Source organism: Xanthomonas sp. NCPPB 4467 (genome assembly GCF_041475665.2).
In the GTDB taxonomy this organism is placed as follows: Bacteria; Pseudomonadota; Gammaproteobacteria; order Xanthomonadales; family Xanthomonadaceae; genus Xanthomonas; species Xanthomonas dyei.
This window is the reverse complement of record NZ_CM191260.1, coordinates 2,554,489-2,581,211: the sequence shown is the minus strand read 5'-3', so window position 1 is coordinate 2,581,211 and position 26,723 is coordinate 2,554,489. Positions and strand designations below refer to the sequence as shown.

Annotated in this window: 20 protein-coding genes, 1 other RNA gene and 4 pseudogenes; 14 read left to right on the top strand and 11 right to left on the bottom strand. The window is 62.7% G+C overall.

Annotated features, from left to right (window positions below; all coding sequences use genetic code 11):
- The first annotated feature begins 203 nt into the window (after positions 1-203).
- Genes flhF through ACCQ06_RS11155 form a run of 6 tightly spaced genes read left to right on the top strand, consistent with a single transcriptional unit; the run spans position 204 to position 6,230 of the window.
- Entirely contained in the window at positions 204-1,883 is a 1,680-nt protein-coding gene (gene flhF, locus ACCQ06_RS11180; RefSeq protein WP_316692442.1) for a flagellar biosynthesis GTPase FlhF, read from the top strand.
- Positions 1,870-2,754, top strand: a complete 885-nt coding sequence (locus ACCQ06_RS11175; RefSeq protein WP_055854547.1) for a MinD/ParA family protein — start codon at positions 1,870-1,872, stop codon at positions 2,752-2,754. The genes flhF and ACCQ06_RS11175 overlap by 14 nt, the downstream gene beginning before the upstream one ends.
- Positions 2,751-3,518, top strand: a complete 768-nt coding sequence (locus tag ACCQ06_RS11170; protein ID WP_005996242.1) for an RNA polymerase sigma factor FliA — start codon at positions 2,751-2,753, stop codon at positions 3,516-3,518. The genes ACCQ06_RS11175 and ACCQ06_RS11170 overlap by 4 nt, the downstream gene beginning before the upstream one ends.
- Before the next feature lie 35 nt (positions 3,519-3,553).
- Positions 3,554-3,946: a chemotaxis response regulator CheY gene (cheY, locus tag ACCQ06_RS11165; protein ID WP_014507662.1), complete on the top strand. Its 393-nt coding sequence runs from the start codon at positions 3,554-3,556 to the stop codon at positions 3,944-3,946.
- Positions 3,946-4,572: a protein phosphatase CheZ gene (locus ACCQ06_RS11160; protein WP_055854552.1), complete on the top strand. Its 627-nt coding sequence runs from the start codon at positions 3,946-3,948 to the stop codon at positions 4,570-4,572. The genes cheY and ACCQ06_RS11160 overlap by 1 nt, the downstream gene beginning before the upstream one ends.
- Before the next feature lie 2 nt (positions 4,573-4,574).
- Entirely contained in the window at positions 4,575-6,230 is a 1,656-nt protein-coding gene (locus tag ACCQ06_RS11155; RefSeq protein ID WP_316692441.1) for a chemotaxis protein CheA, read from the top strand.
- Between the two features lie 223 nt (positions 6,231-6,453).
- Here the strand turns inward: ACCQ06_RS11155 and ACCQ06_RS11150 are convergent.
- A pseudogene (locus ACCQ06_RS11150) lies at positions 6,454-6,732 on the bottom strand (XVIPCD domain-containing protein); the annotation flags it as partial.
- Between the two features lie 61 nt (positions 6,733-6,793).
- On the opposite strand from ACCQ06_RS11150, the gene ACCQ06_RS11145 reads away from it, so the two are divergent.
- Positions 6,794-6,869: non-coding RNA, sX9 sRNA (locus tag ACCQ06_RS11145), on the top strand.
- Between the two features lie 7 nt (positions 6,870-6,876).
- Here the strand turns inward: ACCQ06_RS11145 and ACCQ06_RS11140 are convergent.
- The 7 genes and pseudogenes from ACCQ06_RS11140 to ACCQ06_RS11110 all read right to left on the bottom strand — a co-directional run.
- Positions 6,877-7,500, bottom strand: a pseudogene (locus ACCQ06_RS11140) (XVIPCD domain-containing protein); the annotation flags it as partial.
- 104 nt (positions 7,501-7,604) lie between these two features.
- On the bottom strand, positions 7,605-8,306 hold the full coding sequence (locus ACCQ06_RS11135; RefSeq protein WP_316692440.1) for a hypothetical protein: 702 nt from the start codon (positions 8,304-8,306) through the stop codon (positions 7,605-7,607).
- A 101-nt stretch (positions 8,307-8,407) separates the two neighbouring features.
- Complete coding sequence (locus tag ACCQ06_RS11130) at positions 8,408-9,025, bottom strand: hypothetical protein (protein ID WP_316692439.1); 618 nt, start codon at positions 9,023-9,025, stop codon at positions 8,408-8,410.
- Between the two features lie 85 nt (positions 9,026-9,110).
- A pseudogene (locus ACCQ06_RS11125) lies at positions 9,111-9,363 on the bottom strand (SymE family type I addiction module toxin).
- Positions 9,364-9,379: 16 nt separating this feature from the next.
- Complete coding sequence (locus tag ACCQ06_RS11120; RefSeq protein ID WP_316692438.1) at positions 9,380-10,858, bottom strand: XVIPCD domain-containing protein; 1,479 nt, start codon at positions 10,856-10,858, stop codon at positions 9,380-9,382.
- Between the two features lie 14 nt (positions 10,859-10,872).
- Positions 10,873-11,511 (bottom strand): hypothetical protein, encoded by a 639-nt coding sequence (locus tag ACCQ06_RS11115; protein ID WP_316692437.1) that lies wholly within the window; start codon positions 11,509-11,511, stop codon positions 10,873-10,875.
- Positions 11,512-11,597: 86 nt separating this feature from the next.
- Positions 11,598-12,014, bottom strand: coding sequence for a SymE family type I addiction module toxin (locus ACCQ06_RS11110; RefSeq protein ID WP_316692436.1), 417 nt, complete (start codon positions 12,012-12,014; stop codon positions 11,598-11,600).
- Between the two features lie 697 nt (positions 12,015-12,711).
- Here ACCQ06_RS11110 and ACCQ06_RS11105 point away from each other — a divergent pair.
- A pseudogene (locus ACCQ06_RS11105) lies at positions 12,712-12,837 on the top strand (chemotaxis protein CheW); the annotation flags it as partial.
- 394 nt (positions 12,838-13,231) lie between these two features.
- Here the strand turns inward: ACCQ06_RS11105 and ACCQ06_RS11100 are convergent.
- From ACCQ06_RS11100 to ACCQ06_RS11090, 3 genes are all read right to left on the bottom strand, one after another.
- The gene (locus ACCQ06_RS11100; protein WP_316692435.1) at positions 13,232-15,001 is read right to left on the bottom strand and encodes a UvrD-helicase domain-containing protein; all 1,770 of its coding nucleotides are present in this window, start codon (positions 14,999-15,001) and stop codon (positions 13,232-13,234) included.
- Positions 14,998-17,403 carry an AAA family ATPase gene (locus tag ACCQ06_RS11095; protein WP_316692434.1) on the bottom strand — a complete coding sequence of 802 codons (2,406 nt, stop codon included), beginning with the start codon at positions 17,401-17,403 and terminating at the stop codon, positions 14,998-15,000. The genes ACCQ06_RS11100 and ACCQ06_RS11095 overlap by 4 nt, the downstream gene beginning before the upstream one ends.
- A 114-nt stretch (positions 17,404-17,517) precedes the next feature.
- A complete protein-coding gene (locus tag ACCQ06_RS11090; RefSeq protein ID WP_316692433.1) occupies positions 17,518-20,673 on the bottom strand; it encodes a TonB-dependent receptor in 3,156 nt (1,051 codons plus the stop codon).
- A gap of 1,463 nt (positions 20,674-22,136) precedes the next feature.
- Between ACCQ06_RS11090 and ACCQ06_RS11085 the strand changes: the two genes are divergently transcribed.
- The 6 genes from ACCQ06_RS11085 (at position 22,137) to ACCQ06_RS11060 (ending at position 26,713) form a co-directional block, all read left to right on the top strand.
- The gene (locus ACCQ06_RS11085; protein WP_228324202.1) at positions 22,137-22,877 is read left to right on the top strand and encodes a flagellar motor protein; all 741 of its coding nucleotides are present in this window, start codon (positions 22,137-22,139) and stop codon (positions 22,875-22,877) included.
- 8 nt (positions 22,878-22,885) lie between these two features.
- Positions 22,886-23,860, top strand: coding sequence for a flagellar motor protein MotD (gene motD / locus ACCQ06_RS11080; protein ID WP_005992625.1), 975 nt, complete (start codon positions 22,886-22,888; stop codon positions 23,858-23,860).
- Between the two features lies 1 nt (position 23,861).
- Positions 23,862-24,644, top strand: a complete 783-nt coding sequence (locus tag ACCQ06_RS11075; protein ID WP_104615508.1) for a ParA family protein — start codon at positions 23,862-23,864, stop codon at positions 24,642-24,644.
- A complete protein-coding gene (locus ACCQ06_RS11070) occupies positions 24,641-25,945 on the top strand; it encodes a chemotaxis protein CheW (RefSeq protein ID WP_316692432.1) in 1,305 nt (434 codons plus the stop codon). Before ACCQ06_RS11075 ends, ACCQ06_RS11070 begins: the two co-directional genes overlap by 4 nt.
- 97 nt (positions 25,946-26,042) lie before the next feature.
- Complete coding sequence (locus ACCQ06_RS11065; protein ID WP_104615506.1) at positions 26,043-26,351, top strand: STAS domain-containing protein; 309 nt, start codon at positions 26,043-26,045, stop codon at positions 26,349-26,351.
- Positions 26,348-26,713 carry a response regulator gene (locus ACCQ06_RS11060; protein WP_002806565.1) on the top strand — a complete coding sequence of 122 codons (366 nt, stop codon included), beginning with the start codon at positions 26,348-26,350 and terminating at the stop codon, positions 26,711-26,713. Before ACCQ06_RS11065 ends, ACCQ06_RS11060 begins: the two co-directional genes overlap by 4 nt.
- The last annotated feature ends 10 nt before the right edge of the window (positions 26,714-26,723 follow it).

Here is a 26,723-nt window from a genome sequence, read left to right as displayed (position 1 = left end):
CTCGCCAAAAACCCAGCACCGCCGTTTTGGCACGCCGCGTGCATTAGCTCTGGCGAGACCGCAGACAGCACCACCGCTGCGGGGCGGATGGCAGGACTTGGAACAACCGAACGGGACAGGCAACTCATGACGCTGGCAACACACCCACATTCATCGCGCACCCGTCCGGCGTCCGGCGGGTCCCGTTCCTGGAGGCACGTGGCATGAAGATCAAACGCTTTGTCGCCCCGGACATGCGCACCGCATTCCGCATGGTGCGTGAAGAGCACGGCCCGGATGCAGTGATCCTATCCAACCGTCGTACCGCTGAAGGCATCGAGATCGTCGCCGCCAGCAACTACGACGAAGAACTCGTGCAGCGTGCACTGGAAACCGCACGCTCCGATGCGCCGATCACCCACACCGCTCCGCTGCAGCAGGCGCCCGTGCAGCAGGCTCCGGTGCAGGCCGCCGCCCGCCCCGCCGCTCCGGTGCATGCCCCGCTCAAGCCGGCCGCCGAGAACGGCATGAGCCACCGCCAGCGCGTTGCCAGCGCCGCCGAAGACATGATCGCCGCCATGGCGCTGCGTCAGCCGGTCAGCGTGCCGCGCCAGTCCCCGGTGGCCGCCCCGATCCGCAGTGCGGTGCCGATGCCGGCCGTGCAGGACGTCGCCGCCCCGGTTGTGCAGCGTCAGGAACACGCGCTGTCGGCGGTGCCGGAACAGCTGTTCGCCGACTTTTTGACTACCGCCCCGGTGCAGCGCCCCGCCGTGCAGGCCGCTCCGGTGCAGGCGCCGACCCCGGTCGTTGCCGCCGCCCTCGCCGCCCCGGCTTACGCCGCACATGGGCAGGACGACGATGCATTCGCCGACGAAGCCGACTTCGACCTGGACGACGCGCTGCCGCAAATCCTGCCGCCAGCCGCGTTGCCGCCGATCGTCGTCGCCCCCGCCGCGCTGGCCGCGGTGCCGGTGGCCGCCGCACCGGTCCCGCAGAACGACGAAGAACTCAAGCAGCTGCGTGGCGAACTGGCGCTGATGCGCCAGATGATCGAGCGCGAAATGAACCGCCTCACCGACGAGCGCCTGCGTGGCTCCCCGGTGCGTGCGCAGGCGCTGGAGCTGATGGACGACTACGGCTTCGATGCCGGCCTGACCCGCGATGTCGCCATGCAGATCCCGGCCGATACCGAATTGCACCGCGGCCGCGGGCTGATGCTGGGCCTGCTGTCCAAGCGTCTGCCGGTGGCTCCGATCGACCCGCTGGAACGCGGCGGCGTGATCGCCCTGGTCGGCCCGACCGGTGCCGGCAAGACCACCACCATCGCCAAGCTGGCGCAGCGCTTCGCCGCCCAGCACGCCCCGCGCGACGTGGCCCTGGTCACCACCGACACCTTGCGCGTCGGTGGCCGCGAGCAGCTGCACAGCTACGGCCGCCAGCTCGGCATTGCCGTGCACGAAGCCGATAGCGCCGACAGCCTGCTCGCGCTGCTGGATCGCCTGCGCGACTACAAGCTGGTGCTGATCGACACCGCCGGCATGGGCCAGCGCGACCGCGCCCTGGCTGCCCAGCTCAACTGGCTGCGCGCCGCCCAGCAGGTCACCTCGCTGCTGGTGCTGCCCGCCAACTCCCATTTTGCCGACCTCGACGAGGTCGTGCGCCGCTTCGCCCACGCCAAACCCCAAGGCGTGGTGCTGACCAAACTCGACGAGACCGGCCGCTTCGGCAGCGCCTTGTCGGTGGTGGTCGACCACCAACTGCCCATCACCTGGGTGACTGACGGACAGCGGGTCCCCGACGACCTGCACCGCGCCAATGCCGCCAGTCTCGTTCTTCGTCTTGAAGATTTACGGCGCGCTGCCGATAAGCCCTGTACTCCGGAGCACAACCATGCAGTCGCGTGAATACGCAAAGCTGACCAACGCCTTCCCCCTGACGGCGACCCGTCCCGAGCCCTTGGGCCCGGTGCGCACGATTGCCGTGACCGGTGGCAAGGGCGGCGTGGGCAAAACCAACATCTCCGCCAACCTGGCCGTGGCGCTTGCCGACATGGGCAAACGCACGCTGCTGCTGGACGCCGACCTTGGCCTGGCCAACCTGGATGTGGTCTTGGGCCTGTCGCCCAAGTTCACCCTGGCCGACCTGATCGCCGGCCGCTGCACGCTCGATGAAGTGATCATCGAAGGCCCGGGCGGCGTGTTGGTGGTGCCGGCCGCCTCCGGTCGCCGCCACATGGCGGAACTGGCTCCGGCCCAGCACATCGGCCTGGTCAATGTGTTCTCCGAACTGGAACGCGACCTGGACGTGATGGTCATCGACACCGCCGCCGGCATCACCGACAGCGTGCTGACCTTCTGCCAGGCCGCCCAGGACACCGTGGTGGTGGTCTGCGACGAGCCGGCCTCGATCACCGACGCCTACGCGCTGATCAAGGTGCTCTCGCGCGAACGCGGCGTGGACCGCCTGCAGATCATCGCCAACATGGTGCGCGACCCCAACGAAGGCCGCCTGCTGTACGACAAGCTCTCGCGCGTGTGCGAAAAGTTCCTCGGCGATGTGTCGCTGAACTATCTCGGCCACGTGCCGCAGGACGACTGGTTGCGCCTGTCGGTGCAGCGTCAGCAACCCGTCATCAAGGCGTATCCCGCCAGCCCGTCGGCGCAGGCCATTGCCGAAATCGCACGCCGTACCTCGCGCTGGCAGGCTCCCACCGTGCCGCGCGGCAACGTCGAGTTCTTTGTCGAACGCATCATCCAACGGGGAGTGGCCGCATGAGCACTGCTACCGCAACCACGGCCAGCGCGCAGTACCGCGCCGTGCAGCGCAATAACGCCAACGACGTGGTGACCCAGCACGCCGATCTGGTCCGCCGCATCGCCCACCATCTGGCGGCGCGTCTGCCGGCCAGCGTGGAAGTGGACGATTTGATCCAGGCCGGCATGATCGGCCTGATCGAAGCCTCGCGCAGTTACGACTCCGACCAGGGCGCCTCGTTCGAAACCTACGCCTCGATCCGTATCCGCGGCTCGATGATCGACGAAATTCGCCGTGGCGACTGGGTGCCGCGTTCGGTGCACCGCCGTGCCCGCGACGCCGCCGCCGCCGTGCGCAAGATCGAGCAGAACACCGGCCGCGCCGCCGCCGCCACCGAAGTGGCCGCCGCGATGGAAATGCCGCTGCCCGATTACCTGCGCCTGATGGAAGACGCCGCACGCGGCCAGGTGCTGAGCCTGGAATCGCGCATCGAAGATCACGGCGAGCTGGACACCACCGCCAAGGGTGGCCCCAACCCGCAGCAGATGATGGAGCGTGGCGAATTCGGCCGCGAGCTGGGCAAGGCCATCGGCCAGTTGCCCGAGCGCGAGCAGCTGGTGCTGTCGCTGTACTACGAACAGGAATTGAACCTGAAGGAAATCGGCGCTGTGCTCGGTGTCAGCGAGTCGCGCGTCTGCCAGATCCATGGCCAGGCCGTGGTGCGTTTGCGCGGCCGCCTCAAAGTCTTCGAACTGGCCGATGCCGGTGTCGAAATTGACGACTAATTTTTTCGCGTATTTTTTCGTATTAGGAGCTTGATGTGAATAAGAACATGCGGATCCTGATCGTGGACGACTTCTCGACGATGCGACGTATCGTCAAGAATCTGTTGGCAGATCTCGGCTTCACCAATACCGCAGAGGCCGAAGACGGCAACAGCGCGCTGGCTGCATTGCGCGCGGGCCCGTTCGATTTCGTGGTGACGGACTGGAACATGCCCGGCATGACCGGCATCGACCTGCTGCGCAACATCCGCGCCGACGCCAAGCTCAAGCACCTGCCGGTGATGATGGTGACCGCCGAAGCCAAGCGCGAGCAGATCATCGAAGCGGCGCAGTGCGGCGTCAACGGCTACATCATCAAGCCGTTCACCGCGCAGACGCTGGAAGAAAAGCTGGGCAAGGTGTTCGAACGTCTGGCGGCGACCGCCTGATGAACGCCACCGTGGAGACCAATGCCGAACGCGCTGCGTTGATCGAGCGTCTGCAAGGTGCACTTGATGCACTGGAAAGCGGTGACGAAGCTGCGTGGAAGCGCGAGGTCGATCACCTCGCCGCCCTGCGCACGCGTCCGATGATGCAGGGCCTGAGCCGGCTCGCGCGCGAACTTGGGCAAGCGCTGGGCGAGCTGCCCACCGTGCCCGAAGAAGCCGGCGAACTGGACGATGCCTGCTCGCGCCTGGACCACGTGGTGGAAATGACTGAAAAGGCCAGCCATCGCACCCTGGATCTGGTCGAAGAATGCCGCGAGCTGGCCAACAAGCTGCGCGACGGCGGTCTGAATCAGGACCAGGGCGCGCTGATGGACCAGATGCGCCACAACCTGACCGAGCTGTCGCTGGCGCAAAGCTACCAGGACCTCAGCGGGCAGATCATTCGCCGCGTGGCCGGGATCGTGCGCCGCGTGCATGAAGGCTTCGGCGCGCTGGGCCTGCCGCCCAAGAGCACCGAGCCGAAGAAAGACGACGGCGGTCTTGCCGGTCCTGCGGTCAAGGGCCTGGACCGTCACGCGGTGTCGCAAGACGACGCCGACGATTTGCTGTCCGGATTGGGGTTGTAACCATGAGTGCTGTTCCAGACGATATTGCTGCCGATTTCATCGTCGAGGCCCAGGAAATCCTGGATCGCCTCGGCGAACAGCTGGTGTCGCTGGAACAGGCGCCAGACGAAGCCGACCAGCTCAACGCGGTGTTCCGCGGCTTCCACACGCTCAAGGGCGGCGCCGGCTTTCTGGCGATCAAACCGATGGTGGAGCTGTGCCACGCCGCCGAAGAAACCCTCGGCATGGCGCGCTCGGGCCAGGCGGTGCTGCAGGCGCATCATTTCGATGCCGCCCAGCAGTCGCTGGACTATCTGCAGGCCATGCTGGATGCGATGAGCTCGGGCGAACCCGTGCCGCATGCACCGCCGTCGCTGATCGCACAGTTCGATGCCAAGAGCGGACCGCCGGCGGTCAAGACCGCGCCCAAGGCGGCAGCTGCCGCACCTGCGCACGACGACGGCCATGCCGCGCCGGCGCCAGGCGCCAAGGCCGCGCCCAAGGCCGCCGCCAAAGGCGGCGCCGAAGCCGAACAGACCGTGCGCGTGGATACCAAGCGCCTGGACGCCATCGTCAATCTGATTGGCGAACTGGTGCTCTCGCGCAACCGGTTGAAGACATTGCGCACCCGTCTGCGCGACGAAGAACTCGACCGCGCGGTCAGCGTGCTGGATATCGCCACCGCCCGCCTGCAGACCGCGGTCATGCGCACCCGCATGCAGCCGGTGAGCAAGGTATTCGCGCGCTTCCCCAAGGTGGCCCGCGACGTTGCGCGCACCCTGTCCAAGGAAGTGGAACTGGAACTGGTCGGCGCCGAAACCGAGCTCGATCGTAATCTGGTCGAAGCCCTGGCCGACCCGCTGGTGCACCTGGTGCGCAACGCGATCGACCACGGCATCGAATCGCCGGCATTGCGCGAAGCCACTGGCAAACCACGCAGCGGCCATGTGCGCCTGTCTGCGCAGCAGGAAGGCGACTACGTCAGCATCGAAATCCAGGACGACGGCGCCGGCATCGACCCGGAACGTCTGCGCGAAATCGCCCGCAACAAGGGCCTGATCGACGCCGAAGCCGCTGCGCGTCTGAGCACCGACGAGTGTCTGCATCTGATCTTCATGCCGGGCTTTTCGACCAAGGCTGAAGTCACTGACATCTCCGGCCGCGGCGTCGGCATGGACGTGGTGCAGTCGCGTATCCGCGAGTTGAGCGGGCAAATCCAGATCCAGTCCGAGCTGGGCCGCGGCAGCCGCTTCATGATCCGCGTGCCGTTGACCCTGGCCATCCTGCCCACGCTACTGGTGCAGGCTGGCGAAGCGGTGTACGCGCTGCCGCTGGCACGTGTGGTCGAAGTGCTGCACGCACCGCAGACCTCGCTGGGCTGGTTCGACGGCCGCGCCGTACTGGATCGCCGCTCGCACACGTTGCCGCTGATCGACCTGCGCCGCTGGCTGGGCGTGCCCGCCGATCAACCGCCGCTGCTGACCGTGGTGCTGCTGCAGGCCGGCGAAACCCGCTTCGGCCTGGTGGTGGATCAGGTCCGCGGCCGCGAAGAAGTGGTGATCAAACCCCTCCCCCGCGCCCTGCGCGGCCTGCCCGGCTACGCCGGCGCCACCCTCATCGGCGACGGCCGCATGGCGCTGATCCTGGATGTGGATGGATTGCGCTCCAGCGATCATTGATCTTTGGAATCGGGAATCGGGAATCGGGAATCGTCAAGACGATCCTATCTGCCTGATCTAACGACAACGGCCGCGTACTGCGGCCGTTATCGTTTCACCACCAGCATCGCTGCCGATCTACGCTGCTACGCGCGCAGGCATGGGCGCGATGGTTTGGCGACGGTCAGGCTGCCGTGGAACTGAAACTGGAACCGTTATTTCGGAACCGTTACTTCACTAGCCCTCACACCATCCGGTGTTGAGGCGCAATCGACTGCTCTCGCTGTTGCTCCTGCTGCTGGGATTGCTGTTGGCGCTGCGTTTCGCCCAAGGCCTGTAATTGCGCCAAGGATTGCTCGACGGGCTGCGCAATCGCATCACTCGTCTTCATATGCGCCATCTTGTGAGCGGGATCGTTCAACGCACCTTCCACAACGAAGACGTTCTCGCCCTGCCGCACGGACTTGGTGTTCTCGCTCAGCACGACATGATCGATTCGCGACAGCCCGTTCTCTTTGGCTAAGAGCCGCTAACAAAACTACTGTGCAGCCGCCAGGCGGGCGCGGCCGGTGCTCGGAATCCTCATGTACCACCCGTACACTCCGGTTCCTCCGCGCCGTCCACACCCACCTGACGACTGCTCGCTACGTTTTGTTAGCCGCTCTAAATACGCGCTGCTTGCTGCCAGCCGAGCGCTGTTGTCGTCGTACTCGCGGCCGAGGCCTTGTTCAAGGCGGCGAACGGCCTCTTCTGCTTGGTGATGCAGCGGATCTGTTGGCAGCACTCTCGCGAGCTGTGTTGCTTCCTGTCGTGGAGATACCTGCTCACCGGGCGGCTGCGCCTCACCAATCACCTTCTGCCAAAGTTCCTGCTTGGGCTTCGGATTGTTGTGCTCCTTATTCAACTCACTTTTAGGCACAGGAGCAGGAATGCTCTTGATATCATCTACGTTTTCTACGGGTCTGATATCCCCCTCAAAGCCTTTATCAACTCCATCTTTTGTCTTCCGGTGCAGTCCAGCGTGATTGAGCGCATCCCATGTGAAGTCGATACAACTGTTTTTAGCACCGTGATATTCCATATTGAACCCGTGCTTAGCAGGGGCCGCGCCGAAGGCCTCCAGCTTTTCATACTGCGCCTTATCGATCTCCATCGTGCGTGAGTAATACGGTTTTTGATAGGTGTCGACGTCATTGAACGAAACTTTTCCTGGCCCGCTAGCCTCGCCATGCTTGATGGGCGAGAACCCATAACTTTTGACAGTCGTTCCGTCGTCAATCGAGTAGTACATATGGCCACCGAAGGATGTGCCTCCGGCCATCAACGGCGTACCTGCGGCAGCGACGTAGACAGTGACTGCATAGCGCTTTTCCTGATCATCCATGCTCATCCCCCTCACTTTCCTTTGTAGGTGTAAGCGACAAGAAGTTGCGCATTAGCCGCAACCAGCGCCTCGGCGTTCTGATCAAAGCGCAGTTTGAGCCGATAACGGCCTGGCTGGACAGCATTGCTGTAGCCGAACGCCAACTCCCTGGACGCGGTCTGCTCAGTAGACAAAGTGGCGTTCTGCAGCGTTGTACCGTCCGCATCAAAAGCGAACAGACCAGGCGCCATACCATCAGCTGACAAGGGAACGGACGCCTGCTGACCTACTCCCACACGCTGACTACGCTGCAATTCCACGGCGACCGGACCGGATGGTTCAATACGCTCCAAGTGGAGCTCGGCCGAAACACCAGCGCTAATCAGCCTGTCAGCACTTTGGGAGACGGCAGTTGGATCGACACCTGTGATCCGCACACCGATGAAAACGGGCGGAGTCGCGTCGTCGGGCAGTGCGGGCACATCGAATTCCAGCTCTGTGGGCCCACGATCATGCGGGGTCAAGCTCCGTACCAACGGGACGACCGTTCTCATCTCTATCTGCTCCTTTGCGATAGGCACGTTTGCAGGCGGCGGTTGCAGGCTGCAGCCAGGGATCAGGCAGGTAATCAATGCCGTGAGTGCAAAGCGCATTCGATCGTTTGCAAGGGGCACGGTCTTTCTCCAATGAGTGTTGGTGCTGCAGGGGGAATTTTGACAGTTTTTCAATGCCATCGTGACATGCACGCCTCTCAACTACCCCCAATGCCCTATGCATGCATTGCTTTATGAGGCCTGACAACTCCAGGGCTGAGTGACATGTCCGCTACCTCAGCTTATCGGACGTAGACCCATTCGACGCATTTGTGCGCCACTAACTCTTGCGGTTCCGCAGCCTCACCTCGCGGAAAGACCTCTACTCGCATTCCTGGGCGCGTAAAGAAATCACTCATCCAGCGGCCGTCTTCGATGATGTTGCGCTCACGTGCAAACCCCATCTGCTCAAGCTGCTGGGTAAAGCGATCAAAGTCCAGGCGACAAATTTCGCTCATCGGAGGCGATGCACCGGCCACATTGCGATCGAAGCGGAATTCGAACCATCTGCCATCAAGCTTGGTTTCATCGACTCCAAATCCATAACTCCAATCCTTAGTGAGCCGGCCAAAGGCCCGGTATCGGCCTTCGTCACCTTTCACGAACTGAACCACCTGCCCCATCGTCGAATTCAAACGCTGTGGAGTGAAGTCGGAGGTGGTCTGGCTATCCTTGATCAACAAAAGCAGCTGACCAAGCAAGCCTTCAGCAATGGGCTTATTGGGCGGCACAGTGATAGGGCCGGATGCATTTATGGCGGATGTCTCCGTGACGGTTGCCAGGGCTGGGGTGGCCGCCGTGTGGGCGCATGCGCCCAGGGCGAAGGTGGCGAGCAAGGCGTAGAGGGGGCGCGCGATCATGAAGCGTCCGTAGTGCGCTGATGTCGCTGCGACGCTAGTAGCATGCGGCACTGAGGTCAATCGCAGGTCTCTGTCACCCGCACCATCATCGCCGCACTCTGCGCGCCTTGGCCGGCACCTCCACCGGCGGCAACACCTGCATCAGCAACTGCCCTTCGCTTGCAGTGATGCGCAGCTTGGTGCCGATGGCGAAGCCCAGTTGTTCCAGCCATAGGCCGCTGAGGCGGACGCGGGGCACGTGTTGGTCGCCGGCATGGTCTTGGGCGCCGGGGGTAATGGATGTAGCTGACGGTGCATTGGCGTGCGTAGCGAGGGGCATATGAGCACCCAGGCTTCATTCTGTTTTGTTGAACCTCAACGCGTCATCGACGGACCGGCCTGGGTAACGGCTTGTTGCGATTGCTCCAGCGCCTGCTGCTGTTCGCGCGCCTGGGCCTGAGTCTGGTTGATTGCCTGCAGGCGATCGAATGACTGGGCCTCTGGTGTCTGCACGGCATCCAAGGTTGGCATATGGGCACGCTGGTGTGCCGGGTCATTGAGTGCACCCTGGACAATGAAGACCTTTTCGCCACCGGCCAACTGCGGTGTCGGGTTGTTGAGCACGACATGATCCACCCGTGACAGCCCTTCCTCTTTTGCCAGCGCAAGCAGGCTGGCCGTCATGCGTTGGCTCGATGCATCCCACTCTTTGCCATGTTGGGCATCGAGCTGCATCACGCCACCTCTGATCTGCTGGTACAGCGCGTGGTCTGGGTGGCCCGGCTGTGATGGCATCTGCGCCGGGGAAGAAGGTGGTGATTGCGGGTCGCGCTCGCGTAGCTCCTGCTCCAGCGCCTGGGCAGAAATCGGCGAGACGTATAGATGATTGTCCTTGCTGTGCTGGAAGAGCCCAGGTGTTGGCGGCTGCTTACTACTGTCGAGGTACGGCATGGGACGGGTGTCACTGCCTAGATCGATGCCGTTGCGTTCCAGGATTTCCTCCTTGAATCCCAGACGCTGCATGTTCAGGATCATCGGCTGCTCTGGCTCGCCGGGCTTTGACTTGTTGTAGTGACGCTCGTAGATGGCGGCGGTGCCGACAACCCACGGACCATAATGATTGACGTAGTCGGACTGGCCCGCATGACCAATACGAGTGCTTTTGGCGGCCTTGTCGAAAAAGTTGGCTCCCATTGCCTCGACGTTAGCTGCAGTGGCCGGCATCGTCATATCTGCGTTCAAAGCAAGATTAAGCTTAAGCGCGTAATTTAATTGGGGCAGCCCGCCAGTTTGATCAATAAAATCGTTCATGCGCCCTGGAACTTCTCGAAAGATATCTTCCAGTGAGGGATTCGGATTTGATTGCTTTACTCTGCTTACCACTGCATTCCAACCGGCGATTTCCGCGCCTGCTTCATCTACCCGATTGCTTGATATCACTTTTTCCGCAGCATCAGAATAATCGTGCGTCGTCTTAGCGATTTTTACCGCAGCGATTTCAAAATCCTTACGGGAGGCGGCTGCGATCGGGCTGTACATGCCATGTTGAAGTTCATGCCCAAGCACAAACGTCATTTCGCCGGAATCAAGCATCTTTCCCGTAGGTCCATTGGAGAGCTTGGCAAGAGGCAGACGAATGGAATGGTCATCAGGAGTAAACGTCCCGCCCGCATTCGGATCATGGAGAGGCTTTAGACCTACAACGCGCTGCTTTGATACCGCATCATTGAACTGGTCGAGCAAAAGGGGCGAAGCGTTAAGTACGCCCTGCAAATTTACGATGTGCTCGGGAGTGACGCCTGGCTGGCGACCGAATTCATCGATAATGGCTTGCGCTTGCGGACTCAGTGGCATGACCGTTCCTTGGATTAACGAATGTAGATCCATTCAACACAGTGATGTTCCACGCGATCTTGCGGAGCATCAGCCTCGCCGCGTGGAAACACTTCCACACGCATGCCGGGGCGAGTAAAGAAGTCGCTCATCCACCTTCCGTCCTCCACCATGTTTCGTTGACGCACAAACCCTATCTTCTCGAGCTTTTGGGTGAAGACATCGAAATCGATCTTGCAGATCTCCGACATGGGAGCAGTGGCTCCAGCCTGTGTGGGGATGAAGGTGAACTCAAACCATTTACCCGCAGTTGGCGTCTGATCCACTCCGAAGCTGTAACCCCACTCAGGGGTGAGCGGACCGCTGGCACCGTACCGCCGGGGATCCTTGGCCGCGTGCGTCACCGCCCCCCCCATTTTTGATTGCAAGTAGCCTGGCGTGAGATCGTCAAGCCCGCGGATTCCTTCGATCAGTGAAAGCATGCGCGTCAGCGCGTCTTCCGCCGTTCTTATTGGGGTGCTGGGTTCACTGCCGGTAAGGGCAACACCGGAATCGGATGGGGAACTCATGGCAGATGTCTCCGTGACGGTTGCCGGGGCTGGGGTGGCCGAGGTGTGGGCGCATGCGCCCAAAGCGAGGGTGGCGAGCAAGGCGTAAAGGGGGCGCGCGATCATGAAGCGTCCGTTGTGCGCTGGTGTGGCTGCGACGCTAGTGGCATCCGGCACTGAGGTCAATCGCAAGGGGTCTGGCAACCGCACCATCATCGCCGCACGCTTTGCGCCTTGGCGGGCACCTCCACTGGCGGCAACACCTCCATCAACAGCTGCCCCGCGCTGGCGGTGATGCGCAGTTTGGTGCCGATGGCAAAGCCCAGTTGTTCCAGCCATAGGCCACTGAGGCGGACATGGGGTACGTACTGGTCGCCGCCGTGATTGTGGGCGCCGGAGTAATGGGTGTAGCTGACGGTGCATTGGCGCGGGCGGCGGGCGCGGCGGGGCGCGCCCAGCGTGCCAGGGCCTTGCGGGGAGGCGTCCGGGTCGGGCGGCAGCATCGGTGGAAGCTTGGTGCGGTCGGGTTCCACAACGACCCACTGCAGCCGCTTGGTCGTCGCGGGGCGTGCACGCTTGCTGCTGGGCTGTGAGGTGGCAGATGCCGTGGGTGGGCGGCGACGTGTCATGACGCCTCCGCGTGATGGTGGGCGATGCGTGAGGCGACGCAGCACTGCAACATCACATCAGCGCATGCGGATCGACGGCGCGAGATGTGCGGCAACACACCGAGCTGGCGACTCAGCGAATGTGCGGGATCGTTGATCGCTCGCTCAACAGCTGCGCGTGCTGCGAGCCGACGCAGCACTTGGGCTACATCCCGCCGCAAGCGGTGAGCAAAGGCTGGAAACAGATCAACCAACAAAGATGCCGGCATGCATGGTGCGGTAGACATGGCAACGCCCTCCTGGAACAACCCAAGAACCGCCACCAACGGCGACGGGATGTCGGGAGGTTCGAAACCGCTAGTAGCCGGCGGGCGTATTCCCCTTGCGGGTGTTGTATTAGCCGCCCTCCCGACGCAGGCATTGCGTCGGCTTGCACCTGCAGGATGCAGGCACAAAAAACCCACCGGTTTGACGGAGGTGGGTACCGCTACTAGAGGAGTTTCGACGCTCCTTGGGACTAGATTGCAAGTACACAGCCTGGCGTGTCAACACAAGCTGGTGGGTCTCGCGCGGCTATGTGTGCCGCTGGCGAAGTTCCATACCGGCCACGCAAGCCGAACGCCGTCGCCTGATAAGTGCACCTGACCCCATCACGGTCAGGCCAAGAGCTGCAAGCTGCATTTCTATGTATTCAAATAACGTTTTCAGATTCACTTCTTTCGTGATCAAACCCCTACCCCACGCCCTGCGTGGCCTACCCGGCTACGCCGGCGCAACCCTGATCGGCGACGGCCGCATGGCGCTGATCCTGGATGTGGATAGATTGCGCTCTAGCGATCATTGATTTTCGGGAATCGAGAATCGAGAATCGGGAATCGGGAATCGTCAACACGATCCTGGCTGCCTGATCTAACGACAACGGCCGCGTACTGCGGCCGTTGTCGTTTCACTACCAGCATCGCTGCCGATTTACGCCGCCACGCGCGCAGGCATGGGCGCGATGGTTTGGCGACGGTCAGGGTGCCGTGGAACTGAACCTGGAACCGTTATTTGGGCAGTGGAACTGAACCTGGAACCGTTACTTGGGCAGCCAGCGCATTCTGCGTGAAGACTGCGCTCCTCGGCAGAATCCCGCTAGCCACTACGTTTTCTACAGTGGCCGCAGGGTCGGCAACAAAGAAAGTCAGCACCAGCCCACGCTTGGCACGAGTGCAACAGACATACAACAATCGCAGCGTTCAGCTCCAGGTATTTTCATCACCGTTCTGGGCTCGTGCACGATCTGCTGCACGGGCATCAGCGCTGGCAAAGACCCGCTCGTAGTTGTACGTTCGATAATCACTCTCTTCCTCGTCCATCACCACAACGACGCGGTCGAACTCAGCGCCTTTCACGCCATGCTGCGTAGCATAGGGCGAGCCTTCAGAGACATATCGTTCGTATGGCCGAAGCTCTTGTGCGGCGCACCGGAAGAACTTGAGTATTGCCGCGTCCGAGGACAGTCCCTTCGCAGTAGCTGCATCAGCGGCCTCGGCTTCTTGAGCCATGTCACCGATGTCTCCGACGAACTCAAGCACTCGCTCATACCGCTCGTCGAAATCGAATAGGCCCGAGTCGCGGAGATGGATGGCTATGTCTCCAATAGTGGTGTCGGCCTCATCCAGCATGGCGACGAGTCTTAAAACGGCTGTGCGCAGCTCACGCAAAACGCCCGCAGCACGGCGGCCGGTCAGGGCGCCAGGCGTCAGGCGCGGGCTGAACTCCCGGAGCAGATTCATCGCGGCGAACTCGTTGCCGGCGTTCATCGCTGCAACGATTGGCAACACGAAATTGAGGAAGGGCCGAACAGGCCAGCCGGTACCGTCCTGCATTCCCTGCTTCATGGCCTCCGACGTCTTGTCGTTCAGAGCCGAGTAGATGCCACCAAAGCCAAGCCGGCTTGCGGCCATACGGTGCACGATAACAAGGATTTTGACCCCAAGATCTGGGGTAGTCCACCCTTCGTCGTTGTTCGCTGCCGCGCTCCATGCTCGGACCCTTGCCAGGGTCTCATTTCGGTTCAGCGTGTTCGGCAGGACGAACATCCGGGCCGAGCCCTCCACGGGTTTGAGCTCACCATCGACCCTCTCGTGCAGTCCGCGAACTTGCTCCATGCCGTCGCCCTGCGCGCGCACGGCGTTGGCGACGTCCAGGATTTGCATGGCGCAGCGGAAGTTCTCCGGCTTGGTGATGGCTTGCCAATGGTCTTCGCGCGGAATCTCCCCAGCGCCTCTCATGAAGATCGACTGCATCGGGTCGCCAAAAAAACCGAGACAGAACTTACCCCGCATCTGGGCTTCCACTTCCTTGAAGGACTTGACCACGTTCGGGAATGTGTCCTGACTCTCGTCAATGAACACGAACGGGTAGTTCAACGCCACGACCCTTCGAAACAGTGGGCGATTCTGCAGTAGGAAGTCTGCAAGCTGAAGGATGTCCTCGTGGCCGAGGATGCCCTTCGCGTAATCACTGCCGACGCCGTAATTGAACGTCTTGATGCCATCCAGAGCTTCCAGGTTTCGGGCATAGCGCTCCTGATCGGCCTTGTTCCTGTCACGCGTGGTTTGCCGAACGCGCGAGCTGTAGTTCTTGAACTCTTCTTCCAGCTCAGAGATCCGCCTGTAGATGTCGCTCTTCAGCCAGATCTTGATGTCAGCCTGAAACGTCTTGGCAATGGCCCAGTAGAAGCTATGGATCGTCGAGACATGAACCAGCGGACTGGAGTTGACGTCCGACAGGATTTCATTCGCGGCGAGGTCTGTGTACGTGATACAGGCAACCTTCTGCTTCTTTGCCCGCATGCTGGCGCCGTGCTCAGACATCACCCAGTCCAGCGCCTTGATGAGGGAGGTGGTCTTGCCGGAACCTGCGCCGGCACGAACCACGAAGGGCTGTGGTGGCGTTGCCGTAATGCACGCGTGGATCTCGCGGTCCGCATCGGTATCCGGGCTATCGACTCGCCTGCTCATGCCATCTGCTCCGCGCCAGCAATGACAGAGACAGTGCCGGCCGCAGTAGGCTCGATTGTCGCGACCTCGCTGGCGATGGCCGCATCCGCTTCAAGCTCATGGGCCACTTTCGCCTCGAGCCAGGCCAACCCCTCAGCGATGTACGTGGGAACCTTCCAGCCATTGAGCGGCCCACTTGCGAGGACCTCTAGCGCAAACCGTGTCTTGTCGAAGTTCTTGCCGACCACCCTGTCATGCAACTTTTCGGCCAGCTCCTCAGGACTGTTCGGTGCGCACTTCAGCTTGAGGCCGACCGCCCGGTTCGCCTCAACCTGACACCAGTCGGCGTTCTCAAGGCCAAAGGCCTCCTCAAGCGTGCGGCCGCAGAGCTGCGCGGTCGCCGACCCCACCGTCACCGAAACCTTTGTCTGATAGGCCACTCGGACCGCTGCACTGGAACCTTCAGCCAGCGACAACGTCTTCTGCTCCGCCGTAACTTCCCAGAGTTCGGCCACCGAGCGTTTCTTTGGAATCCAGCTAATGAGGGTCTGGTTGGCCGTGACGGCACCCTCCACGTGTGCATGGCAAGTGCTTCCGCGCTGCTTGGACTTCTTCTTGCCGCTCGGCTGTGTCGCGTCGTCGTCTTCGAGCTCGAAGGGTTTCAAGTCGTCGTCGTCATCCACGGTGTCGCCAATGCCGGCGGTTTGCGCGGCGGCCTTCTCGTCATCCGACTTAACTTTCACACTGTCAAGGTCTGTGACGACCAGCGTCGTGAGTCCAACGAAGTTAATGAGTTCCTGAAAGCGGTGCGCGAACGCGCCTCCGACTTCAAGGATGGTCAGGGCGGAGGAGCGAAGGCGCTTGGCAGCCGACTCGATCATGGCAGGCAAAAGCAAGCGCTCGACGTTGCCTTCCACCAAGATGACCGCGTCGGAAAAGAACAGGTCGCAGTGCGTAAGCTTCAAATACCGCTGCAGGAACTGGCGTGCTGGAGCGTCGGCCTCGCTCGTCTTGAAGAGGGACAGATTTCGTACATCGGTTTGATGGTCCAGCTGGTCGCTGACGCGACGGAAATACCGGATGGACGAGAACCCGCGTTCGTAGAGGATGTGTGGGGAATGAGTGGTAATGACGAGTTGCGTATGGAAAAACGTCGCGTGGTCGTTGGCATCCTCAAGCAGGCGCAAAATGTTCCTGATGAAGACCTGCTGAATTTGCGCGTGCAGATGAGCTTCAGGCTCTTCAATAAAGAGCAAGTGCAGCGGAGCCCGTTTGTCTTCTTCGGCTTTCCACTGCTCGTGCAGATCGAGGAGTTCAACCACCATGTAGACCAGGTTCTTGAACCCCAGGCCGTTGTAGCTGTCGGGCAGTTGGGCGGAAGCCGCGCCTGGAACCATATAGTGAACCTTGGCATCCTGCCCCAGGACAGTCGTCGGGTCCAACGCGGCCCGAATCACAATCTCGGGATTATTTACGCCTGGATAACCTAGCTTGGCTAGGCGCTTGAGGGTGTCACCGAAAACTTCCTCCAGGTGGATGTTCAGTTCCTTCTCCGAGGTATCGAGTGCTTTGAGAGCAGTATGGTCGTCGCCACGCTTCTCCAGGTTACGGTGATAGAAACGGCTGAGGCGCCGCGAAAGGCTTTCGGCGCGGTCAGAACTGCCAGTATCCGGGTCATCAAGGTGCCGCTGCGCGCGCAGGAAGTCCACCTTGACCAGCGACTTTAGAATGGCCGCGCCGCCAGGCTCCTTGCTCAAGGGCAGGGGCTCGTAATCGGCCTCTGAGGCCCGATAGCCGACGAAGGACCGCTCATCGAGCACGTAGTAACGGAAGGTGTATTCCTTGCTGAGTTCTTTTGTGAGGTACTTCGTCAGGCTTTGTGGCCAAGGCTTGTACTCGCTGGCCTCGGCTGCCTCAACCTCATGACCTGCTCCCGCCTCGGCAACAGAGGCACCGGCCACCTTACGCTTGGCCGCCATCGCGATCGCCACGTTGTTCGCCTTCTGATGCAGCTCATGGAAGCGCCGGACGAGCTCGTTGGGGTCGCGAGGCTCGAACGCCACACGGATTCCGACGCACTTGCCGTCCCAATCAGTGCTCGGAAGAAGCGACATCGCAGTGGCGAGATCATCTTCACCGACGCGGAACCAGAGATCCAAGAGGATGCATGGCAACCTCTTGGGCGCTTCCTCATCCCCTGGAGCCGACATTCCGATCGCGTCGATTTCAGCCCACAGCGCCGCGCTGAAATCAAAGAGTTCAAATTTCCTCGTATCGCCGCGCAGCATTGAGTACAGCCCCTGGACAGCAGACGTCTTCCCGCTGTTGTTGGCACCGACAAAGATAGAGATCTCATTATCGAGCTCGATGACAACGTCACGCAGCCGGCGATAGTTGTTTAGCCGATAAGCCTGTAGTTTCACGATCAACCCCCCTTTAATTTTCGCTGGCTATTCACGAAATAACGGTTCCAGGTTCACTTCTTTACCATCGCGCCCATACCGCCACGTGGCAGGCATGGGCGCGACACGCTGGGCCTAGAACTTGTAGGTCAGCCCCAGGTACGCCAGCCGGCCTGCGTATCCGCCGCTGTAGAAGCGGGCTCGGGTGTCCTCGCCCAGGTGCGAGCGCGACTCCTGCTTGGTCAGGTTCAACACCGAGGCGGTGAGGCTGAGCGCCGGGGTGATGTTGTATGCCGCGTTTACATCGATCTGGTAGTACGGCTCCTCAAAGACGTTCAACCCGTTGACCAGGCCTTGCACCAGTTCGCCACGACGGTTGTACGAGGCGCGCAGCAGCAGGCTATCGGCTTCGTAGAACACGGTGAGGTTGGTCTGGTTCCTGGCGCTGCCCGGCATGGACGTCTTGCCGGCCTCGGTGCCGTCTTCCAGCCGCACCGCCGCCTTGCTGGCATCGTTGTAGGTGTAGTTGACCTGCACGCCGAGGCCAAACGGCAGCGTGTGCTGCGCGTATAGCTCCACACCTTGCGAGACCGCGTCCTGGCCGCCGGCCTGGGTGCTGTAGTTCTGCACGGTGACCGGTTGGCCGTCGACCATCATGTTGACGTCGCTGATCACGTCGACCGCAAAATTCTCCACGTTCTTGCGGAACAGCCCCACACCCGCCACCGAGCCCGGGTGGAAATACCATTCCAGCCCCAGGTCGAACTGGTTGGCCTTGTACGGCTCCAGGTTCTTGTTGCTGCCCGAGCCGTACCAGGCCTGCTCGCTGGCACCGCCGGTCAGGCGCCGGTCGGCCACGTACTCGGGGCTGTAGAACTCCAGGCTGCCAGGCGCGGCGATGTCGTTGTAGCTGGGACGTGCGATCACCTTCGCGGCTGCCGCGCGCAGCAGCAGGTTCTCGGTCAGATCGTAGGCCAGGTTGAAACTCGGCAGCACGTCGGTGTAGTTGCGATCCAGCCCGCTGACCACGAACGACTCGGTGCGCTGCACGCTGTCGGACAAACGCCAGTAGCCTTCGGTCCCGCAATAGGTGTCGGCCGGGGCGCCGCTGGGCATGGCGGCGCCCTGCTGGCAGGCCAGCGGACTGCCGTCGGCGCCGTCGAAGAAATAGTCGTTGTAGGCGGTCACCTTGTCGGTGGAATCGGCACGCTGGCCGGTGCGCGCTACCCGCACGCCGACGTTGCCACGCAGCCGCTCGGTGTGGAAGTTGAGCTGCAGGTAGGTGGAATAGATCTCTTCGTCGACGTTGTAGACGAAGTTGTCTTCGCTGCGGGTCTGCATCGCGCCGTAGGTTTGGTTCAAGTAGCCGATGTAGCCAGGAAAGTTGATCGCCGGGAACGCGCTGGCGTTGACGCCACCGGCCAGGTTGTCCTGCGCGAACAGCAGGCCCGGCGAGAACTGCGTGGCGATGGCATTGCAGCGCCCGTTCCAGTAGCGGTTGTCGTAGTCGCTTGGGTCGGTGCCCGGGCACACCCAGTAGTTGTTGCCGGTGTTGCGGTGGATGCCGCCGTCGCGGCGCTTGAGCCCGAACTGCAGCGAGTCGAAGACCTCGCCGTCGAAATGCCAGGTGGTATCGATCTGCGCGTATTGCTGCTGATTGGTGTTGCGGGTCCAGGACGAGCCGGTCGAGCCCAGGTCGACTTGCAGGATGCCGTTGCGCAGGTTTTGCATCAGCTCCGGCGAGAACGTCATGCTCGGTGTGCCAGTCAGGTCCCAGGCGCTGGCGAAATTGCCGTTGGTCCAGCTGCCGTCGGCATTCTGCAGGCGCGGCTTGATTGGCAGGGAGAACTGCAGCTCCGGCCCGCCCTTGGCCCAGGTGCGGCCAGCCTTGAACGCCACGTCCACCTGCTCGCCACGCCATTCGCCGCCCAGGTCCACCGTCTGCGACTGCGACTTCTCGATGTTGTAGCTGCCGGTGATCTGCGGCGTCGGCACCGTGCAGTCATCCGAGCCCCAGCCGCCCGGCGGCAGGCCGGCTGCGGCGGCCTGCGCCTCGCTGCAGTAATAGGTCTTGCCCGGACGCAGGCTGTAGGCGGCGCCAGTGACAATCGTGCCGCTGGGATCGAACTGCAGCCCGTCGAGCAGACGGCCGCCGCGCCAGTTGCCGTCGCCGTTAAAGCGGGCAATGTTCCACTCGGGGATCTTGATGGTATTGGTCTGCGCGTTCTGCGACAGATCGAAGCGGAAATAGTTCGCGGTCAGGGTCAGGTCGTCGGTTGGCTTGAACTGCAAGGTCAGCTGCCCACCCTTGCGCTCGCGCTCCTCGCGTTTGGCATCCAGGCTGACCGCAGTCGGCATCATGAAACCGGTGGAGTAATTGCTGTCCTGGTCCCAGAAACCGGTCCCGCCCCACCAGTTGGCGTTGAAGTCCGACGGATTTCCGTTCACGTCCACCGCCGGGCCAACTTCGTCGCGGCCGTACCACTGCCAGCTCTCGGTACTGGCATTGAGCGTGCGTGCGGTGCGCTTCTGCTGCGTGTAGCCAACGAAGACACCGAAGCGGTTGTCCTTGTCGTGCCACGAGTACGAACCGGAGAACTGGCCGTCGGTGTTCTTGCTGGTATCGGACCAGGTGCCCTCGGCGGAAACGAAGCCGGAATGTGGTTCCAGTTCCAGCGGGCGCCGCGTCTGCAGGATCACCGTGCCGCCGATGCCGCCTTCGTCGATGCGCGCTTCCGGGGTCTTGTACAACTCCGCGCTACCCAGCAGGTTCGACGGCAGCAGCGTGTAGTTGAACGAGCGCGTCGGGTCGCCGTTGGACTCGGCGGTGGCGATGTAGTTGCCGTTCAATTCGGTCAGCACCAGCTCCGAGGACAGACCACGCACGCTGACGTTCTTGCCTTCGCCGCCGTCGCGGCTGATGACCACGCCGGGCACGCGCTGCAGCGCATCGGCCACGTTCTTGTCGGGGAACTTGCCCACGTCCTCGGCAGTGATCACATCGACCACAGCGTTGGCGTTGCGCTTCTGCTCCAGGCTTTTTTCGATCGCGTAGCGGTAGCCGGTTACCGTCACCGCGTCCAGCTCCGTGGCCTGCACCTCGGCCTGGCCCGCGGGCGCCGGCGTGCCGTCGGCCTGCTGGGCGGAGACGGTGGCGGAGGCGGCGCTCGCGAACAAGGCGATGGCGATACCGGCGGACAAGGTGCTGCGGTTGCGTGCGAATGGCATGCAGTTCATTTCGATCATGTTCTCCCAATAGTGATCGGCTTCGGCGGCTTTGTATCGATCCAACGATCGGACAAGAACACCGCGCGAGTGACGCAAAAATATCCGGCGCCGTTGCGGCGACCCGGTTTCCCTCCTCTTCTCTCCCCTTCTGCGCGGATGCGATTAGATCGTTCTAATGCAATGAAAAACTAAGTATCACAGCCCATGCGCCAGCGCATTCTGCCGCGCAGCAGGCCGCAGCGTTGTAAGGCATCCACGATGGCCGGCCGCGCTCGCCACGCTTGCACGCGGCACGGCACAGCCTGCTGCGTCGTCGGTAGCAGCAGCTCGATCGCCGCCAGCAACGCCCTCGCCCGCATCCGCGCGCAAGCGGTACCGAAGCGCCTGCGCACTCCCCATCATTTGCAACCGGGCTCAGCCAGAAGCAGGATCGATATGAGTGTTGGAACATTCCAGGACATGGCCACCACACGCCGCTTGGCTGCCATCGCCACGGCAATTCTGATACCGCGAGCATTCTTTATCGCTTGTGATTGCCTGGGCGTTCGATCAATGAATCTGACCCCGATCACGGCCGCACCGATGGCTCCACTGAAGCATTGCACGCAGTCGCGTCAACTGATTGCCGGGTATTCCGGGAGCCTGGCTCCCACCTTGCCGCCGCAATGACGCATGAAACGACTCACCCTCCTGTGGCTGATTGCGCATACGTTTTGTCGGCTGCTCTGAGGCCCGCCGGCACCCTGCGCCGCTGCGCGCGGCTGCACGTTGATTTCGGCCTCGGTGCGGTTGGGCAAAGTTGTCAGGTCGCAAGTGGCCTGCGGCGCGAGCCAGGATGCCGCGTCGCTACCGACGTGGCGCGCGAGTCGCGCAGCGGTATCGGCAGTTTACGATCCGGGTTGCCTGAGTAATGACAACGGCCGCACACAGCGGCCATTGTCGTTTCCGTAGATCTTGCTGCGCGCAGGTGCGTGACGAACTACATTCCGTACAACCTCGGCCCAAAGGTGGCCCGTACCCTCACCCCAACCCCTCTCCCGCAAGCGGGAGAGGGGCTTGTGCAGACGACTTCGTCCTTCTCCCACGGTCGGAGAGGGTGCCCGAATGGCATGCGATTTCATTCTTCTCCTGCATGCGTTCGTCCCTTCCCTCGCGTGCGGGGGAAGGTGCCCGAAGGGCGGATGGGGGCGGCATCGCCGACAGGGATCCGGCCGACAGTCGATCAACACAGACTCCCCCCCGATGAAAACGCACCAGTCTGTTGGCATTGGCAGAGTGGTCACGATGCGCTACCGGCTCCCATGACGCGCAAGCTGCGCACCGGAGCCCGCCAGCTCAACCCCGAGGTGCCCGTACCCTCACCCCTCTCCCGCAGGCGGGAGAGGGGCTTGTGCAGAACCGGCTCCAATGACGCGCACGCGGCGCGCACGCAAGGAAGCGGGCGCAGACCTCAGAACGACAAGTTTCTGGCGCTCTCGACCGCCCGCCTCTATCAAGTCCGCCGCGCCTGGGCCGATACCGCTTGCATGGACAGACTGAGCATTATCGGACTGGTGCTGGCGATCGTGGCGATCGTGGGCGGCAGCGTGTTGAAAGGCGCCGGCATTTCGTCGCTGTGGTCGCCGGCTGCCTTCCTCATCGTAATCGTGGGCACCGTGGCGGCGATCCTGCTGCATACCTCGCCGGCAGTTTTCCGGCGCGCGTTCAAGATCCTGCGCTGGGTGATCCAGCCGCCGGCCAGCGATCGCCCGCAGCTGGTGGCGCGGATCGTGGAATGGAGCAACATCGCGCGTCGTCAGGGCCTGCTGGGCCTGGAAGACCAGCTGCCGCGCCAGAGCGATGCCTTCCTGCGCAAGGGCCTGCAGATGCTGGTCGACGGCGTGGAGCCCGAATCCATGCGGCATATGCTGGAAATCGAAGTCGATAACCAGGAGCGTCAGGATCTTGCCGCAGCCAAGGTGTTCGAAGGCATGGGCATCTATGCGCCCACGCTGGGCATCATCGGCGCGGTCCTCGGCCTGATGGCGGTGATGAAGAATCTGGCCGACCCGGCCATGCTCGGCCACGGCATCGCGGCGGCGTTCACCGCCACCATTTACGGCATTGCCTCGGCCAATCTGCTGTTTCTACCGGTGGCGGCCAAGCTCAAGAGCGTGATCCATTGCAGCACCAACGAGCGTGAAATGGCGATCGAAGGGCTGATTGGGATCGCCCAGGGCGAGAACCCGCGCAACATCGAGTCGAAATTGGCAGGCTACTTGCATTAGAGCGTGCTATGGCCCGTCGTCGCAAACACCACGAAGAACATGGCAACCACGAAGCGTGGGCGATTCCGTACGCCGACCTGATGACCTTGCTGCTCGCCTTTTTTGTGGTGATGTACGCCATTTCCTCGCTCAACGAGGGCAAATACAAGGTCATGGCGCAGGCGCTGACCAGCGCGTTCGGCGGCTCGTCCACCAACGCCAGCCCGGTGCAACTGGGCAAGACCCAGAGCCTGGGCGCCGACTACGACCGCCCGTCGGTGATCAAGGCCGGCGCGCCGATGGCCGCCTCCAACGGCCCCACCGATCCCACCTTGCTGCCCTCAATGGCCGCGCAGATGCGCATGCCGGTATCGCTGCGCAATCAGACCCAGCTGGCCCGCGCGCAGCGGCAGATGGACGCAGTGGAGCAGCAGCTGAGCAAGACGCTGTCGCCGCTGATCGACAAGAAACTCATCACCATCCGCCGCAACGATCTGTGGATCGAAGTGGAGATCAACAGCGACATCCTGTTCGGTACCGGCTCGGCCACTCTGGCCGGCGGCGCCCGCGGAACGCTCTCCACCTTGGCGTCGGTGCTGCGCGATGCGCCCAACGGCGTGCGCGTGGAGGGCTATACCGATAACCAGCCCATCGCCACCGTGCAGTTCCCCTCCAATTGGGAGCTGTCGGCGGCGCGTGCGGCCAGCGTGGTGCACCTGTTTGCCGACGACGGCATCGCCCCGCAACGATTGGCGATGGTGGGCTATGGAGAATTCCGCGCACGTGCCGATAACACAACCGAGGCGGGACGGAATGCGAACCGGCGAGTGGTGTTGATCATCCTCGCTGACTCAGCTGGCTCACTCGCACCCGATCCGCCATCGCAGTTGCACGCGACCGCCGCCGGGGCGCCAAAGCTTCCCAAGTCAGACGGCGGCCAAACGGCCGTCACCACCGAAAGCGGCACAAGTTCCGTCCCCGCCGTAATTGAAGGAGTGCAGTGAGATGCGTATCTGGGCAATCGCCAACCAAAAGGGCGGCGTAGGCAAGACCACCACGACGCTGGCGCTGGGTCGCGGCTTGGCCGCGCTCGGCCATCGGGTGTTGTTGATCGACCTCGACCCGCACTCCTCGCTCACCCGCGCGTTCGGCGTGGCGGTCGACCCGCCGCCGCGCGGGGTACTGGATCTGTTCGGCACACCGCCGAGCGATCTGGCCAGCCTGGCGCACGAAAGCAGCATCCCCGGCCTGTCGTATGTGTGCGCGCAAGCCGCACTGGCCACGCTGGAGCGCCGTAGCGCCAATCAACCTGGCCTGGGCCTGGCATTGCAGAACGCCATGACCCGCCACGCCGGCCAACACGATTACATCCTGCTCGACTGCCCGCCTACGCTGGGCCTGCTGATGATCAACGCGCTGGCCGCCTGCGACCGCGTGGTGGTGCCGACCCAGGCCGAGCCGCTCGCATTGCATGGCCTGGCCAGCATGGTGCGCACTGCCGACATGGTGCAGCGCTCGCGCCGCCGCGAGCTGCCGGTGTCGATCCTGCCGACCCTGTTCGACCGCCGCACCCGCGCCGGCAACGAAACGCTCAAGGAAATGCAGACCACCTACGGCCCGGTGGTATGGGAAGACGCCGTCCCGATGGACACCCGTATTTGCAACGCCGCCGCTCTCACCGTCCCCGCCAGCGGCGCCGATTATCAGGGCCGCGGCCTGTCCGCCTATCGCCGCGCACTGGAATGGGTGCTGGCCGATGACGCGATGCGCATGGAGCAAGCAGCATGAGCAACCACGCCGCCAACGGTGAGCTGGACGACTATCTGGAAGGCTTGCTGCACGATGCCGGCGTGGAGATTCCCGCCGCCGTCGCGAGCGCGCCTGCCGCTGCAACCCTGGCCGCTGCGCCCGCTGCCGCGCTTGCCACGATCGAAGAGACCGACGTCGCTGTCGCCGAAGCACCGGTTGCCGTCGCCGCAACGCCGGACGTCATCGCCGCCGATCTGCTGGCCGACCTGCGCTCGGACCCGGCACTCGGTGCGCCTGTGATTGCCGCACCGAGCGCGGCCGACATCGCTGCCGATTTCCTGGCCGAGATGGATGCCGATCCGGCCTTCGGGCCGCCTGTGGTTGCCGCACCGAGCGCTGCCGACATCGCCGCCGATTTCCTGGCCGAGATGGATGCCGACCCGGCATTCGGGCCGACCGTGGTCGCCGCACCGAGTGCTGCCGACATCGCCGCCGATTTCCTGGCCGAGATGGATGCCGACCCGGCATTCGGGCCGACCGTGGTCGCCGCACCGAGTGCTGCCGACATCGCTGCCGATTTCCTGGCCGAGATGGATGCCGACCCGGCCTTCGCCACGGAAGCGCCCAGCCCGTTCATGAGCACGGCCGATCTGATGGCCGAAATGGACGCCGACCCGGCCTTCGGCACCGCCTCCTCTGCGGTGGACCTGCTGACTGCCGATCTGCTGGCAGAGATGGATGCGGACCCGGCGTTCGGGCTGGAAGCCGCACCGGTCGCCGTGCCGGCACCGGCACCCGCACCGCGTGCAGCACCGGCACCGCCGCGCGCCGCGCCCGCACCGGTGTACCCGCAAGGCCTGCAGGCACTGCTTGCGCCTGGTCAGGCCGACAAGATCCATGCCGAGCGCCGCGCCAGCGAACGCAGTACCCGCTGGCTGCGCCTGCGCTGTGGCGAACAAACCTATGCGCTGGAATTGCTCAAGGTGCAGGAAGTGGTGTTGCCGGTGCCGCTGTTGCCGCTGCGAGGCACCGCCAGCGCCATGCTGGGCATCATGAATCTGCGTGGCCAGGTGGTGCCGGTGATCGATCTGGGCATCCATCTGGGCTCGTCGCCGGTGGACATGGACCTGCACACCCGCGTGGTGGTGCTGGAAGAAAACGGCGAAACCATGGGCCTGCGCGTGTCGGCCGTGGAAGACGTCACCAGCCTGACCGATCACCAGATCGAGCCGCCGGACAACGCACGCCTGTGCCGCATTTCCAACAACCTGTTCCGCGGTGTCGCCCGCCTGGGCCATCAACCGATGATCCTGCTCGATGCCACGCACCTGCTGCATTAACGCAGGGCTTGCGCAATCTGGCGTATCGCCGATTCACCGTTAAAGCTTTTCCGCCTTCCGCCGTTAGTACGCATAGAACCAGCCGTTCGGAGCAACAATGAGCACAGTGATATTGGGTGAGGATCTCGGCATCGAGACCAGCGCCGACCTCAAGCAGAAGCTTGCCGGATTCCTTACCCAGGGCGGCGACCTGGTGCTTGATGCCGGTGAAGTCCGCCGCATCCACACCGCCAGCGTGCAGTTGCTCTGCGCCTTTGTGCAGAGTCGCCGCCAGGCCGGTCTGCATACCGAATTCGATGGCTGCAACGACACTTTTAGAGATGCGGCACGTCTGCTCGGCGTCACCGACGCACTAGGACTTTCCGCATCCAATGACAACCTGAAATCTGTGGAGAACGCCGCATGAGCGCACGTATCTTGGTGGTGGACGATTCGGCGTCAATGCGCCAGATGGTCTCTTTCGCCCTCACCTCCGCCGGCTTTGCCGTCGAAGAAGCCGAAGATGGCGCCGTTGCGCTGGGCCGCGCGAAGGGCCAGCGCTTCAATGCTGTGGTCACCGACGTGAACATGCCCAACATGGACGGCATCTCGCTGATTCGCGAGCTGCGCCAGCTGCCGGACTACAAGTTCACCCCGATGCTGATGCTCACCACCGAATCGGCAGCCGACAAGAAGTCCGAAGGCAAGGCCGCCGGTGCCACCGGTTGGCTGGTCAAGCCGTTCAATCCAGAACAGCTGATCGCCACCGTGCAGAAAGTTCTCGGTTAATCCTTACTCG

Excerpts from the sequence above, each read along its gene's own strand:
- ACCQ06_RS11130 (WP_316692439.1), bottom strand. The coding sequence starts at position 9,025 with ATGATCGCGCGCCCCCTCTACGCCTTGCTCGCCACCTTCGCCCTGGGC.
- ACCQ06_RS11170 (WP_005996242.1), top strand. The coding sequence starts at position 2,751 with ATGAGCACTGCTACCGCAACCACGGCCAGCGCGCAGTACCGCGCCGTG.
- ACCQ06_RS11135 (WP_316692440.1), bottom strand. The coding sequence starts at position 8,306 with ATGGCATTGAAAAACTGTCAAAATTCCCCCTGCAGCACCAACACTCAT.
- ACCQ06_RS11155 (WP_316692441.1), top strand. The coding sequence starts at position 4,575 with ATGAGTGCTGTTCCAGACGATATTGCTGCCGATTTCATCGTCGAGGCC.
- ACCQ06_RS11085 (WP_228324202.1), top strand. The coding sequence starts at position 22,137 with ATGGACAGACTGAGCATTATCGGACTGGTGCTGGCGATCGTGGCGATC.
- ACCQ06_RS11175 (WP_055854547.1), top strand. The coding sequence starts at position 1,870 with ATGCAGTCGCGTGAATACGCAAAGCTGACCAACGCCTTCCCCCTGACG.
- ACCQ06_RS11160 (WP_055854552.1), top strand. The coding sequence starts at position 3,946 with ATGAACGCCACCGTGGAGACCAATGCCGAACGCGCTGCGTTGATCGAG.
- flhF (WP_316692442.1), top strand. The coding sequence starts at position 204 with ATGAAGATCAAACGCTTTGTCGCCCCGGACATGCGCACCGCATTCCGC.
- ACCQ06_RS11060 (WP_002806565.1), top strand. The coding sequence starts at position 26,348 with ATGAGCGCACGTATCTTGGTGGTGGACGATTCGGCGTCAATGCGCCAG.
- ACCQ06_RS11070 (WP_316692432.1), top strand. The coding sequence starts at position 24,641 with ATGAGCAACCACGCCGCCAACGGTGAGCTGGACGACTATCTGGAAGGC.
- motD (WP_005992625.1), top strand. The coding sequence starts at position 22,886 with ATGGCCCGTCGTCGCAAACACCACGAAGAACATGGCAACCACGAAGCG.
- ACCQ06_RS11075 (WP_104615508.1), top strand. The coding sequence starts at position 23,862 with ATGCGTATCTGGGCAATCGCCAACCAAAAGGGCGGCGTAGGCAAGACC.
- ACCQ06_RS11110 (WP_316692436.1), bottom strand. The coding sequence starts at position 12,014 with ATGACACGTCGCCGCCCACCCACGGCATCTGCCACCTCACAGCCCAGC.
- ACCQ06_RS11120 (WP_316692438.1), bottom strand. The coding sequence starts at position 10,858 with ATGCCACTGAGTCCGCAAGCGCAAGCCATTATCGATGAATTCGGTCGC.
- ACCQ06_RS11115 (WP_316692437.1), bottom strand. The coding sequence starts at position 11,511 with ATGATCGCGCGCCCCCTTTACGCCTTGCTCGCCACCCTCGCTTTGGGC.
- ACCQ06_RS11100 (WP_316692435.1), bottom strand. The coding sequence starts at position 15,001 with ATGAGCAGGCGAGTCGATAGCCCGGATACCGATGCGGACCGCGAGATC.
- ACCQ06_RS11065 (WP_104615506.1), top strand. The coding sequence starts at position 26,043 with ATGAGCACAGTGATATTGGGTGAGGATCTCGGCATCGAGACCAGCGCC.